The 13,396-nt window shown below is 40.6% G+C and carries 14 protein-coding genes; all 14 read left to right on the top strand.

All coding sequences use genetic code 11. The annotated features are described in order from the left end of the window. Window positions 1-13: 13 nt before the first annotated feature. On the top strand, window positions 14-1,864 hold the full coding sequence (locus STRMA_RS05835) for a proline--tRNA ligase (RefSeq protein WP_003080904.1): 1,851 nt from the start codon (window positions 14-16) through the stop codon (window positions 1,862-1,864). Window positions 1,865-2,196: 332 nt separating this feature from the next. Next, complete coding sequence (locus STRMA_RS05830; protein ID WP_003079944.1) at window positions 2,197-2,640, top strand: CopY/TcrY family copper transport repressor; 444 nt, start codon at window positions 2,197-2,199, stop codon at window positions 2,638-2,640. Next, entirely contained in the window at window positions 2,637-4,865 is a 2,229-nt protein-coding gene (locus STRMA_RS05825; protein ID WP_003081745.1) for a heavy metal translocating P-type ATPase, read from the top strand. Before STRMA_RS05830 ends, STRMA_RS05825 begins: the two co-directional genes overlap by 4 nt. Window positions 4,866-4,876: 11 nt before the next feature. Then, window positions 4,877-5,080 (top strand): copper chaperone CopZ, encoded by a 204-nt coding sequence (copZ, locus tag STRMA_RS05820; protein ID WP_003081578.1) that lies wholly within the window; start codon window positions 4,877-4,879, stop codon window positions 5,078-5,080. A gap of 143 nt (window positions 5,081-5,223) precedes the next feature. After that, a complete protein-coding gene (locus tag STRMA_RS05815) occupies window positions 5,224-6,051 on the top strand; it encodes a Cof-type HAD-IIB family hydrolase (protein ID WP_003081558.1) in 828 nt (275 codons plus the stop codon). 310 nt (window positions 6,052-6,361) lie between these two features. Beyond that, window positions 6,362-7,231 carry an ABC transporter ATP-binding protein gene (locus tag STRMA_RS05810; RefSeq protein WP_003082411.1) on the top strand — a complete coding sequence of 290 codons (870 nt, stop codon included), beginning with the start codon at window positions 6,362-6,364 and terminating at the stop codon, window positions 7,229-7,231. Further along, entirely contained in the window at window positions 7,232-8,089 is an 858-nt protein-coding gene (locus STRMA_RS05805) for an ABC transporter permease (RefSeq protein WP_003078787.1), read from the top strand. It abuts the gene before it with no gap. A gap of 13 nt (window positions 8,090-8,102) precedes the next feature. Beyond that, window positions 8,103-8,561, top strand: coding sequence for a LytTR family DNA-binding domain-containing protein (locus STRMA_RS05800; protein WP_003081530.1), 459 nt, complete (start codon window positions 8,103-8,105; stop codon window positions 8,559-8,561). Window positions 8,562-8,574: 13 nt separating this feature from the next. Beyond that, window positions 8,575-8,973, top strand: a complete 399-nt coding sequence (locus STRMA_RS05795) for a DUF3021 domain-containing protein (protein ID WP_003079342.1) — start codon at window positions 8,575-8,577, stop codon at window positions 8,971-8,973. Window positions 8,974-9,046: 73 nt separating this feature from the next. Beyond that, window positions 9,047-10,198 carry an N-acetylglucosamine-6-phosphate deacetylase gene (gene nagA, locus STRMA_RS05790; protein WP_003078536.1) on the top strand — a complete coding sequence of 384 codons (1,152 nt, stop codon included), beginning with the start codon at window positions 9,047-9,049 and terminating at the stop codon, window positions 10,196-10,198. A 182-nt stretch (window positions 10,199-10,380) separates the two neighbouring features. Next, on the top strand, window positions 10,381-10,797 hold the full coding sequence (locus tag STRMA_RS05785; protein WP_003081356.1) for an SRPBCC family protein: 417 nt from the start codon (window positions 10,381-10,383) through the stop codon (window positions 10,795-10,797). Continuing rightward, a complete protein-coding gene (locus STRMA_RS05780; protein WP_003080884.1) occupies window positions 10,794-11,252 on the top strand; it encodes a MarR family winged helix-turn-helix transcriptional regulator in 459 nt (152 codons plus the stop codon). The genes STRMA_RS05785 and STRMA_RS05780 overlap by 4 nt, the downstream gene beginning before the upstream one ends. Next, window positions 11,245-11,655: an EVE domain-containing protein gene (locus STRMA_RS05775; RefSeq protein WP_003078557.1), complete on the top strand. Its 411-nt coding sequence runs from the start codon at window positions 11,245-11,247 to the stop codon at window positions 11,653-11,655. The genes STRMA_RS05780 and STRMA_RS05775 overlap by 8 nt, the downstream gene beginning before the upstream one ends. Window positions 11,656-12,307: 652 nt before the next feature. Further along, on the top strand, window positions 12,308-13,225 hold the full coding sequence (gene glyQ / locus STRMA_RS05770; RefSeq protein WP_003081405.1) for a glycine--tRNA ligase subunit alpha: 918 nt from the start codon (window positions 12,308-12,310) through the stop codon (window positions 13,223-13,225). Window positions 13,226-13,396: the final 171 nt, after the last annotated feature.

Below are 13,396 nucleotides of genomic sequence, written 5' to 3'. Positions count from 1 at the left end.
AGTATAAGAAAAAATGAAACAAAGTAATATGTTGATTCCTACCTTGCGTGAAATGCCAAGTGATGCACAGGTAATCAGTCATGCGCTTATGGTACGTGCCGGCTATGTCCGTCAAGTATCAGCAGGGATTTATTCCTATCTGCCTTTAGCCAACAGAGTGATTGAAAAAATCAAACAGATTATGCGTGAAGAATTTGAAAAGATCGGTGCGGTTGAAATGCTGGCACCTGCTCTTTTGACAGCTGATCTCTGGCGCGAATCAGGGCGTTATGAGACTTACGGAGAAGATCTTTACAAGCTGAAAAACCGCGATCAGTCAGATTTTATCTTAGGGCCTACGCATGAGGAAACTTTTACAGCCTTGATTCGCGATTCTGTAAAATCTTATAAGCAGCTGCCCTTAAATCTCTATCAAATCCAGCCTAAATACCGTGATGAAAAACGCCCTAGAAATGGCTTGCTTCGTACGCGTGAATTTATCATGAAGGATGGCTATAGCTTTCATGCGGATTATGAAAGTTTAGATGTAACTTATGAAGAATACCGCAAGGCTTATGAAGCTATTTTTACACGAGTAGGCTTAGACTTTAAGGCTATCATTGGAGATGGCGGTGCTATGGGAGGAAAAGACAGTCAGGAATTTATGGCTGTAACGCCTGACCGTACAGATTTGGCGCATTGGCTGGTTCTGGATAAAAGCATTGCTTCGATTGAAGAAATTCCTGAAACGGTCTTAGAAGAGATTAAGCAGGAGCTGTCTTCATGGTTAATCTCGGGTGAGGATACCCTGGCTTATTCCAGTGAGTCCGACTATGCAGCCAATCTTGAGATGGCAAGCAGTGAATACAAACCCGCTAACAAAGTTGTCGCCCATGAAGAAATCAAACGTGTTGAAACACCAAACTGTAAAACCATTGATGATGTGTCTGCCTTCTTAGGCATAGATTCGTCGCAGACGATCAAAACCTTGTTTTTCATTGCAGATGAAGAACCTGTTGTTGCCTTGCTGGTTGGCAATGATCAGGTCAATAAGGTTAAATTAAAAAATTATCTAGGAGCTGACTTTTTAGAGCCTGCCAGTGAAGAAGAAGCTAGATCCGTTTTTGGTGCTTCTTTTGGCTCTTTAGGTCCTGTTCATTTACCTGAAAATGTCAAGATTATTGCTGACCGCAAGGTCAAAGATCTAGGGAATGCTGTGGTCGGGGCTAATGAAGATGGCTATCATCTGACAGGCGTTAATCCTGAGCGTGATTTCGAAGCGGATTATGCTGATATCCGCGAGGTCTGTGAAGGAGAAGTCTCACCGGATGGCAAAGGGGTACTCAAATTTGCCCGAGGCATTGAAATCGGTCATATTTTCAAATTAGGAACCCGCTATTCAGAAAGCATGAAGGCCAATATTCTTGATGAAAACGGGCGTTCTATCCCGGTTATCATGGGAAGTTACGGGATAGGTGTCAGCCGAATTCTCTCAGCCGTTATTGAGCAGCACGCCCGTATTTTCGTTAATAAGACTCCTAAAGGAGCTTATCGATTTGCCTGGGGGATTAATTTCCCTAAAACATTAGCTCCTTTTGATGTTCATTTAATAACGGTCAATGTTAAAGACCAAGCGTCTCAAGAATTAACTGAGAAAGTTGAGCAGCTTTTAATGGCGGAAGGCTATTGTGTTTTAACAGATGATCGAAATGAGCGCGTTGGCTCCAAATTCTCAGACAGTGATCTTATCGGCTTGCCTATACGCGTAACTATCGGCAAAAAAGCAGCAGATGGGGTCGTTGAAGTTAAGATGAAAGCAACAGGCGATACGATTGAAGTTAATGTTGAAAATTTACTGGAAACGTTAGCTATTTTAACCAAATAAAGCCTCTTTCTAAGAAGCAGTGTTTTGGCTTTTAAGATAGCTAAACGCTATAAAGCTTATATTTGTAAAAGCTGAGGCAGCCCCTTATGACAGAAAAAAAGTCATCACAGGGGTCTGCCTTTTTTGTTTTTCTTTTATGCGCTTTGAAAATCTCTTCAAACGAGGCCAGCATCACCTCGCTCTGCCTTAGCATTGCCTGCTTTGCTTTTTGATTTTCATGGCCTATTAAAAGCAAAGGGCGAGCAGGGTTTGGGGGGCTTTTTCTTTTTTTGTTGACAAATGTAGATATATTTTTTATAATAAATCTACAAATGTAAATGAAGGTGAATGCTATGGCAGTTATTTCTAATGCAGAATGGGAAGTTATGCGAGTAGTCTGGGCCAAGAAGGCGACAAGCAGCAGTGAGATCATTGCGGTATTGGGGCAGGCCTATGACTGGTCGGCTTCAACGATCAAAACCTTGATCACTCGCTTATCGGAAAAAGGCTATTTGACCAGTCAGCGTCAAGGGCGAAAATACATTTATTCTAGTGTCATGACAGAAGAAGAAGCCTTAAATCAGCAGGTATCTGATCTTTTTTCGCGTATCTGCTTGAAAAAGCACAAAGCGCTAATCAAAAACTTAATCCAAGAAACGCCTATGACTATGTCTGATATTGAAGACTTAGAAGCTTTGCTATTATCCAAAAAAGCCAGTGCTGCAGCTGAGGTTGAGTGCCATTGTATTTTAGGCCAGTGTTCTTGCCATGAACCGTTGGAGGTGACATCAAGATGAGTAAAGAAGTCTTTTTAATAGATGGAATGACCTGTGCTTCCTGTGCTGTCACTGTTGAGAATGCTGTTAAGAAATTAGACGGTGTTGAAGATGCAGCAGTGAATCTCACTACAGAAAAAATGACGCTAGATTATGACAGGGCTAAGCTTAGCCAAGCAGATATTGCTAAGGCTGTTGCGTCTGCAGGTTATGGTGCTAAAGTTTATGATCCAACATTGGATAAGAATCAAGAAGAGCGAGAAGAAGATCAGTTAGGTGCTATCAAAAAGCGCCTGTTAGGGACTTCAATTTTTACCCTTCCTCTTTTTTATATTGCCATGGGCAGTATGATTGGCTTGCCCTTGCCGCATTTTTTAGCACCAAGCAGAGCCGCTGTGACTTATGCAACTGTCTTACTGCTGCTGACGATTCCTGTTATTGCCTTAAGCTGGACTTTCTATGCCAGAGGATTTAGAGCCCTTTTTAAAGGCCGGCCTAATATGGATTCGCTGGTTGCTTTGGCAACAACGGCAGCTTTTCTTTACAGTCTCTATGGGACTTACCATATTTATCTGGGACATGTTCATCATGCCCATCATCTCTACTATGAGTCGGTTGCTGTGATTTTAACGCTTATTACTTTAGGAAAGTATTTTGAAACGCTATCTAAAGGCCGGACGTCTGACGCTATTAAAAAATTAATGCATTTATCTGCCAAAGAAGCTACCCTTTGGCAGGATGGAGAAGAAGTTAAAGTCGCTATTGAGCAGGTGGAAATTGGAGATCATCTTTTGGTCAAACCTGGTGAAAAAATTCCGGTAGACGGCCGTGTTCTCTCAGGGCATTCTACTATTGATGAGTCCATGTTAACCGGAGAGTCTGTCCCAATTGAGAAAAATCCTGACAGCCCTGTTTATGCTGGCTCTATCAATGGTCAGGGGAGCCTGATTTTTGAAGCTGAAAAAGTGGGTGATGAAACCCTGCTGGCACAAATTATTAAATTGGTGGAAGATGCGCAGCAAACCAAGGCGCCAATTGCTAAGATTGCTGATAAGGTGTCTGCCGTCTTTGTTCCTGTTATTATAGCGCTTGCTGTTTTGACGGGTCTCTTTTGGTATTTTGTTATGGGAGAGAATTTTACTTTTTCAATGACGGTCAGTGTGGCAGTTCTGGTCATTGCCTGCCCTTGTGCCTTAGGGCTTGCAACGCCCACGGCTATCATGGTTGGGACAGGCCGTGCCGCTGAAAATGGTATCCTTTATAAACGCGGTGATGTCTTAGAATTAGCCCATCAGCTTGGTACCATTGTTTTTGATAAGACTGGGACTCTTACACAAGGCCAGCCGGAAGTTATCCGTTATTTTGTATACAGTGACAGAGCAGACTTGCTGCAGCTGACAGCTTCTTTAGAAGCTCTTTCTGAACATCCTCTTAGTCAGGCAATTGTAGATTATGCTAAAAAAGAAGGGATTTCGTTAAGAAGCGCAGAGGATTTTGCTGCTCTGACAGGACTTGGACTAAAAGGGCGTGTTGCTGATCAAACGCTGCTGGTTGGTAATGACACATTGCTGCTTCAAGAAGGTATCTCTCTAAGGCAAGCTCAGGCAGATTTTCAGGCAGCAACGGCTAAGGGAGAAACAGCGATTTTTATTGCTGGTGATGGGCAATTGCTTGGGCTGATAACTATTGCTGATAAGCTCAAGAGCGATAGTGCAGCAACCGTTAAAGCTTTAGAGAATATGGGGATTGAAGTAGTTATGCTGACAGGTGATAATGAAGCAACAGCTCAGGCTATTGCAAAAGAAGCAGGGATTGCTTCTGTTATTAGTCAAGTCTTACCCCAGGAAAAAACGCAGGCTATTGTTGATTTACAGGCCCAAGGAAAGAAGGTAGCTATGGTTGGTGATGGTATCAATGATGCACCTGCTCTAGCGACAGCTGATATTGGTATTTCTATGGGTTCTGGCGCAGACATTGCCATGGAATCGGCAGATATTATTCTGATGAAACCTGCTATGCTTGATATGGTTAAGGCGCTTAAAATTAGCCGTGCTACGATTGCCACTGTTAAAGAAAATCTTTTTTGGGCTTTTATCTATAATATCCTATCCATTCCTATTGCTATGGGAGGACTTTATCTTTTTGGCGGACCTTTGTTAGATCCGATGATTGCGGGACTTGCTATGAGTTTTAGTTCTGTCTCCGTTGTTTTAAATGCCCTTCGCCTCAAAATTAAGAAACTTTAAAGGAGAAAATCATGGAAAGAACGTATAACATTAAAGGATTAAAATGCCAAGGCTGTGCGGATAATGTGACAAAGCGTTTTTCAGCCTTAAAAAAAGTAGATCATGTCAAGGTTGACCTTGCTAAAAATGAAGTGACAATTTGGGGCAATCCAAGCAAGTGGTCGCTAAAACGTGCTCTAAAGGGAAGCAACTATGAGCTTGGAGCAGAAGTGTAGCGATCAAATAGATTTACTACAAACTGTTTTTGTTTTCTGAAATTAAACGGCTCATTTTTACTTAATAGGGCGCTAGTTATATCCCTTTGTTTTCAATTGTGGTAGACTAGACAATAGAATGATTTAGAAAAGGTTGTAAGATCGTGGTTAAATTAATTGCTATTGACATGGATGGGACGCTTTTGGACAGCCAAAAAGAACTGTCTCAGAGAAATATTGAAACACTCCAAAAAGCAGCGCATGCAGGCTATAAGATTGTGATATGTACGGGCCGAGCGCAGTCGGGAGTTGAACCTTATTTTGCTCAGTTGGCTCTATCTGATGAACAGGAGTATGCTGTTTTAAATAATGGCTGTTCTTTGCATACAATTGATGAAAAGTGGCAGCTCCTTGCTTGTCACAGTTTAGCTTTCGATGATATTAGCATTCTTTATCATCTGCTGGAGCAGAAGTCAGGAATTTATCTTACTTTGATTGTTGATAGTGATTATTTAGTTGTTGCAGATAAGGTAGCAGACTTGGTTGCCTATGATGCTAGCTTGGTTTTTACGACACCTAAAACAACCACATTGGAAGAGCTAAAGCATTTACAAAAGCCTGTCTTTAAAGCCATGTATATGGGGGAGCCAGATAAAATAACAGCTTTTCAGAAAGAAAATGAAGCAAAATTAAAAAGCCGTCTTAGTACAGTAAGAAGCCAGGATTATCTCTTTGAGGTATTGCCCAAAGGTATTAACAAGGCCAGCGGTTTAAAAGAAATTGCTCACAGGCTGCAGATTCCAATGCAAGATGTTATGGCGATTGGAGATGCAGCAAATGATCTTGAAATGATGGCAGCAGCAGGTTTTAGTGTGGCTATGGGAAATGCTAGTCCAGACGTCAAGGCTGTGGCAGACTTTGTAACTAAATCCAATGATGAAGCAGGTGTTGCCCAAGCCATTAATGACCATCTCTTCCAAAAAAACTTATAAGCAGCAGCTTAAAAGTGTAAAGAAAGCTTAAGCTTTAAACCAGCTTGGTTTAAAGGCGATAAATAGTAAAAAACAGGCAGTAAGAAAAGGCAAGAGAAAATCAGACTTTTCAGAAATTCCAATATGAATTGTAAAAATCAAAAGCAGGGCAACTTATCCTGCTTTTTTTATACTTTTATAGAGAGTCAGTATTTTATTTTTCTAATGAGACGTCTTATCCATTCATTTTAACCTCTTATCTAAAAAGCTAAGATTTTTAGTTTGGCTTTTGATAGACTAAGGGCAGATCAGTTAAGAAAGGAAATGTATTATGATACTCAAAACACAAAGTCTCATTAAAACTTACGGCTCCCACATTGCAGTAAATAATATCAATTTGGAAATCGAAAAGGGAAGTTTTACAGCTATTTTGGGACCTAACGGTGCTGGAAAATCTTCGACCATTCAAATGCTGATTGGACTGTCACAGCCAGATTCAGGGAGAGTTCATTATGCTAGTGAACATGTCAAAATCGGTGCTGTTTTTCAAAACAGTGTTTTAGATGATATGTTAAGTGTTGAGGAAAATTTACAGATTCGTGCTCATCAGTATAAGGGAGTTACCCTTGAGAAAATCGAGAGACTGACGGAACAATTAGGCTTAACTAATTTTATGCATCAGCCATACGGGAGCCTATCGGGAGGACAAAAGAGACGCGTTGATATTGCGCGTGCTCTGCTGAATAGTCCGGATATTCTCTTTTTGGATGAACCGACAACAGGTCTTGATATCCAGACCAGAGAAGCTATCTGGGACTTGCTGAATCTGCTTCAAAAAAAGGAGAAAATGACAATTGTTTTGACAACACATTATCTGGATGAAGCAGACAGCGCTGATCACGTTTATATTGTTGATCATGGTCAGATTATTGCACAGGGAAGGGCAGATCAGATCAAAGAAAAATATGCTAAAAATATTCTTAAACTGCAAACAGGCAGTGTTGAGGCACTGCTTGATCGCTTGCGGGATGATTCCATCATTGAGGAAGTCAAAGAAGGAGAGATTATTTTGAAACCAGAAACAGCTCATTTGGCTTTGGAGGTGATTAATCACTGCCGTGATTTGATTGATAATTTTGAATTTCGCTCTGGCACAATGGACGATGCTTTTATGGCTTTAACTGGACGGGAGGTACGTTAAATGTTGACTTTAGTGAAACGCAATTGTTTGCTTTATTTTCGCAACCGCAGCGGTGTTGTTTTTTCACTGATGGGGGCTTTGATTTCTTTTATTCTTTATTTAGTCTTTCTAAAGGATAATATTGAATCGTCTTGGTCTCAGATTGATGATACCAATCAGCTTTTAGATACTTGGCTTATTGGCGGTACTCTGACTATTACAGGAATTACAACCACTTTATCCAGTCTCTCCCAGTGGACAAAAGACAAAGAAAGTCATGTGCGTCAAGACCTTTTAATGACAGACTTGGGTTATTGGCCTTTATCCTTTAGTTATATTATCAGTGCTGCCTTTGTTGGTTTTATGATGCAGCTTATGATGCTAACCATCATGGGCACTTATTTCTATTTTGTGGATAAGGTGGCGCTTTCTTGGACCGTTTTTCCGCAGCTCATCTTTATCATGATTTTAAATACGCTTATTTTTACCCTTATCAATGCTCTGATTGTAAATAGGATTCAATCGGTTGATAATCTTGGTAAACTGGCCACCATTTTTGGAGCTGCTTCGGGTTTCCTTGTAGGCACTTATGTTCCTATCGGTGCTCTGCCCGATACCGCTCAAACCATCATGAAAGTGACACCGGGTGCTTATATTGCTTCCTTATTTAGACAAACACTCATGACGGATGCTCTTAAAGATAATTTTAGTCAGGAAAGAGCAAGAGGCCATTTTGAAAAGCTGATGGGAATTCGTTTGAATTGGCAGGATTTATTGACAAATACTGACACTTACTATATAGTGATAGGTATCTTAGCGGCTGCTGTTCTCATTTTTAGTCTGCAAAATGCTTTGAGGCAGCGCCGTTCCCTTGTTTAGAGAGGAAAAATAGGTGGTAAAAAGTCAATTTGAACAAGATTCGCAAATTCCAGCAGATTTTCCCTTTGTTTTAGTTAAGGCGGCAGAAAAAACGGCTGCAGTTCAGCAGTTGTTGGATTATATTGATAATTATCAAATGCTCTCCAGCAATGCTATTCCTATCAAGACTATGGATAAAATTGTGATGTTAAAGCTAGATGATATTGTTTTGGCAGACGTTAATCAGACAACACTTAAGATTTTTACTTTAAATGGCGTATTTACCACGACGGAGACGTTAATCCATTTTTCAAACCGTCTAAATAGAGCCAATTTCATCCAAATTTCCAAGCATGCTCTGATTAATCTTGACCATTTGGAATCTCTATCAGATAGTTTTTCAGGTAATATGATGGCAAAATTGAGCAATAATATCAAATCAAGTGTCAGTCGTAAGTATGTCAAAGAATTGATGGTTCATTTAGGGATCTAGAAGGGAATGTGACATGAAAAAAATAATGAATGCTATACTTTCAGGAGTCCGTACAGGCGGTCTCGTTTATCTGTTAGTCTTGCTTTTTGATGTTCAAAAATCATCTGTCAGCAAAAGCAATATCATAAGTGTTCTCATTATGAGCGCTTGTATCGGTGTTGTTAACCTGATTTTTGAAAGTGATCGCTTCTCCTTTTTACAGCTTTTAATCATTCATTTTTTGATAATCTTAGGTTTGGTATCTGCTATGATGATTTACAATGGCTGGGGATATCTTCTCACTTTATTTCGGTTTTGGTTTGACTTCATCCTTATTTATTTTATTATCTGGTGTTTTGTCCGTTTGGATATTTATTTAAAGACCCAAAAAATTAACCGTGCTTTATCTCATCGTCAAAACAATCAAGAGTAACTTTTTCTTGTTTTTTGATTTATTGGAAAAATGATTTGCTGTATAATAGATAAAGGAAAGTGAGGCGTTAACAGTGTTAAAATATATCAAAGCAGATCAATTTTTCTATCCCTATGAGGTAAAAGGCAAAGGTTTCTTAGAAATTAATGATGGCTTTTTTGGAAAGTGGCAGAGCAAAGTGCCAGCTGGAGCAGAAATTATTGATTACAGTGGTTATGCTTTAGCACCAGGTTTGGTTGATACTCATATCCATGGTTATGCTGGAGCAGATACCATGGATAATAGCCAAGAGTCTTTAGAAGCAATGAGTCAAGCTTTGCTGGCGGCTGGCGTTACCAGCTTTATGCCGACGGCTTTGACAGCTCCTTTTGAAGAATTAAGAGCTATCTGTCAGACAGCAGCTTCTTTTGCTGGTCAAGAAAGCGGAGCTCATATTCAAGGCCTCTATTTTGAAGGCCCTTATTTCAGTGAGACTTATAAAGGTGCTCAAAATCCAGCTTACATGCGCAATCCTAACTGTCAGGAATTGGATGACTGGCTAAAAGCCAGCCAGGGTCTCTTGAAGAAAATAGCGATTGCTCCTGAGCGTGAAGGCAGCCAGCTTTTTACAGCTTATGCAAAAGCTAAGGGAGTAAGGGTAGCTTTGGGACATTCTGATGCCACTTATCAGCAAGCCGTAGAAGCAGCACAAGCAGGTGCTAGTATCTGGGTGCATGCCTATAATGGCATGCGCTCGCTTAATCATCGTGAACCCGGAATGGTCGGTGCGGTCTATCAGCTTCCCAATACTTATGCGGAGCTTATCTGTGATGGGCATCATGTTCATCCGCAGGCCTGCCATATTCTGATGAAACAAAAAGGTCACGATCATGTCGCCTTAATTACAGACTGCATGAGTGCAGGCGGTCTAGCTGATGGTGATTATATGCTGGGAGAGCTTCCGGTTGTAGTAGCCGATGGAACGGCGCGATTAAAAGAAGGAGGCAATTTGGCAGGTTCTGTTTTAGAGCTCAAAGATGCTGTTAAAAATGTTGTTGACTGGGGAATCGCGACAAAAGCTCAAGCTGTTCATATGGCAACACTTATCCCAGCCTTATCTGTCGGACTGGATGATGTTTGCGGTCAGATCAAGGAAGGGCATGCAGCTGACTTTATTATTTTAGACCCAGCAATGAATTTACAAGCCACTTATTTAGCTGGTGAAAAAAGCTATGAAACTAGATGATAAAAATAAAATAAGATAGCTTGCTAATCATTTACAGAGAGAATGAAAACAGGGAAATGCTGTCTACAAATCTTGTATTTATGTATCAAAAAAAGGTAAAACAAACTTTTGCCTTTTTTCTTGACATATATTATAAGTTAACTTATAATATAAATATTTATTAAATATGAAGGAGTTTTTTTATGAAATTTTCTTTTGAGTTGGCCATCAATGCTAAAAAAGAGGACGCTTGGGTCTACTATTGTCAAGTTGATCAGTGGTTTGTCTGGGAGAATGATTTAGAAGAGATCAGCTTGGACGGTGATTTCACTACAGGACAAAGGGGAAAAATGAAGATGGAGGGCATGCCTGAACTTGCCTTCACTTTAGTTGAGGTGCGTGAGAATCAGTATTTTTCTGATTTAACAGCAACGCCTTTTGGCAGTATTCTCTTTGAGCATGAGATACTTGAAAGCTCTGCCGCTGCCATTAGACTGAGACATTCCGTTTCTTTAATGGACGGTGATATGACAGAGGAAGCCTTAGCCTTTTTGAAACAGATTTTTGCCGATGTGCCGGCATCTGTAAGACAGCTGAAACAACTATTGGAGGCAGCATGACAAAAACTTTTCATTCCCAGTATGCTGACAACCCTCAGGAGTCGACAGGTTTCTTATTTGCCAAAGTATACAATGCTTGGCATGCTAAGGTTAAAAGCACCCTTAAAAATATTGATTTGACTCACCCTCAGTTTATCATTTTAAGCAGTTTGGGAGCTTTGGAATTACAGCAGGATTTGATTACTCAGGTCAATCTGGCTGCTTTTTCAGATATGGATGTGATGACGGTTTCACAGGTTCTCAAGCTTTTGTTAAAAAAGGGCTTGGTTGAACGGCGGGAACATCCGAAAGACAGCCGAGCAAAGGTTGTTTTTCTGACGGACTCAGGCAGAGAGCACATGAACCAAGCTCTGCCTCTTGTTGAGGCAATTGATCAGGCTTACTTTGGTCAATTGAGAGAGCAGGTGGCAGATTTCAATCAGCTGTTGATAAAATTGGAGGAAATGAATGGTTAGATTTTGGGTTGGGGTAGTTTCAGAAAATCACGTTAAAATCGGTGTTAAAGGCGGCTTTTGTCAAGTCTGCCATGGCAAGGGCGGCCCCTTAAGACGGATGAAGCCGGGAGACTACCTGCTCTATTACAGTCCCAAAGCAGCTCTGGATTCTAATCAAAAACTGCAGGCTTTTACAGCCGTCGGCAAAATGAAGGACGACCGGGTCTATCCCTTTGAAATGGCACCGGATTTCGTCCCTTTCAGGCGGGACGTTGATTATTACAGGTCTATCCGTCCCTGTTCGATTGAAGCAGCCAGACAGCATCCAGAGTGGGGGAAATACGCCAGACAGCTTCGCTATGGACATTTTGAAGTGAGCCGAGATTTCTTTATGTTTATTTTTGAGAAGATGAAAATAGATTAAATCTGGACAGTTTTGCTGTTTTTTGTTATAATCTGAGACAGAAAGAAGGCCTTATGGGAGTTTTCTGCAGCGAACCTGAGAAAGTGTGAGTCAGGTGAAACGAGGTAAGGAGCTGGAGCTTTCTCTTGGCTAGTTAACCAAGTTATTACGGCTAGTTAACCAAGTTATTACAATGAGATAAATGAAGTTATAAATTAGGGTGGAACCGCGTCTCTGCGCCCCTGTGCGATCTGTATGGGATAGAGTAGGTGCTGCCTTTTTTGCTGCCTCTCTACCTAATAAAATAAAAATGGAAATTTCTGTTTCTTAAGAGCTTACTTTTCATTTTGTTAGGATCATGTCTTGCAAAGTGCTAGGGCAGAAGACTTATCCTATTGTAATCAGAGAAAAAGAAGGCTTGTCTCAGTGATCCCCTCATTCCTCAAATGAGAAGCAGCTTTTTATTTGGCATAGCTGCAAGATTTATAAAAGGAGAAAAATGTTTAAAAAATTAACATTTTACCTCGCCAAAGGTACTAGTATTCCTAAGGGAGCAAGCATCTAAGGGTAATCCTGTGGCAATTTGCCTAGTTGACGCACTAGTTTTCCTTACTAAAAATAATCGAATAAAGAAAAGGCCGCCGAATGATCAAAACAGAAAGAGGATACTAAATTGAGTAGAAAACTAACCTTTCAAGAAATTATTTTAACACTTCAGCAGTTCTGGAATGAGCAAGGCTGTTTGCTTATGCAAGCTTATGATAACGAAAAAGGTGCCGGGACTATGAGTCCTTATACTTTCTTGCGTGCTATTGGCCCTGAGCCATGGAATGCAGCTTATGTTGAGCCATCCCGCCGCCCTGCCGATGGCCGTTATGGCGAAAATCCTAATCGTCTTTATCAGCATCATCAATTTCAAGTTGTCATGAAACCGTCGCCTTCAAATATTCAAGAGCTTTACCTTGCCTCTTTGGAAAAACTGGGGATTAGCTTACTGGAGCATGATATCCGCTTTGTAGAGGATAACTGGGAAAACCCATCAACAGGCTCAGCAGGCTTAGGATGGGAAGTTTGGCTTGATGGGATGGAAATAACCCAGTTTACTTACTTTCAGCAAGTTGGTGGTTTAGAAACTGATCCTGTAACAGCCGAGGTCACTTATGGTCTTGAACGTTTAGCTTCTTATATTCAAGAAGTGGATTCTGTTTATGATATTGAATGGGCTCCTGGTGTTAAATACGGTGAAATTTTTATCCAGCCAGAGTATGAGCACTCAAAATATTCTTTTGAAGTTTCAAATCAAGATATGCTTCTTGATAATTTTAATAAATTTGAAAGAGAGGCTCACCATGCTTTAGAAGAAGGCTTGGTTCATCCGGCTTATGACTATGTGCTTAAATGTTCGCACACCTTTAATTTATTAGATGCGCGCGGTGCAGTGTCTGTCACTGAGCGCGCGGGGTATATTGCTCGCATCCGCCATTTGGCTCGCCTTGTGGCCAAAAATTTTGTAGCAGAGCGCAAGAAGCTGGGCTATCCACTGCTGGATGAAATCACACGAGCAAAATTGCTGGAGAAAGATGATGTTTAGAGTATTAGCGCATAGCTAAAAGAAGTTTAAGAGACCTGTTATGGAGCTGTTGAGACTTTAATGCTGCTGGCTTAGAAAAATGAAGTCTTGAGCATTTGTCTTTTCATTTATTAGCTCTAAGATGAGTTAATAAAGATATCAATGTGTCAGCTATGAAACATCTAACAGTGT

Source organism: Streptococcus macacae NCTC 11558 (assembly GCF_000187995.2).
GTDB classification, from domain to species: Bacteria; Bacillota; Bacilli; order Lactobacillales; family Streptococcaceae; genus Streptococcus; species Streptococcus macacae.
The sequence above is the reverse complement of the archived record's forward strand: the minus strand, read 5'-3'. Positions and strand labels throughout refer to the sequence as shown.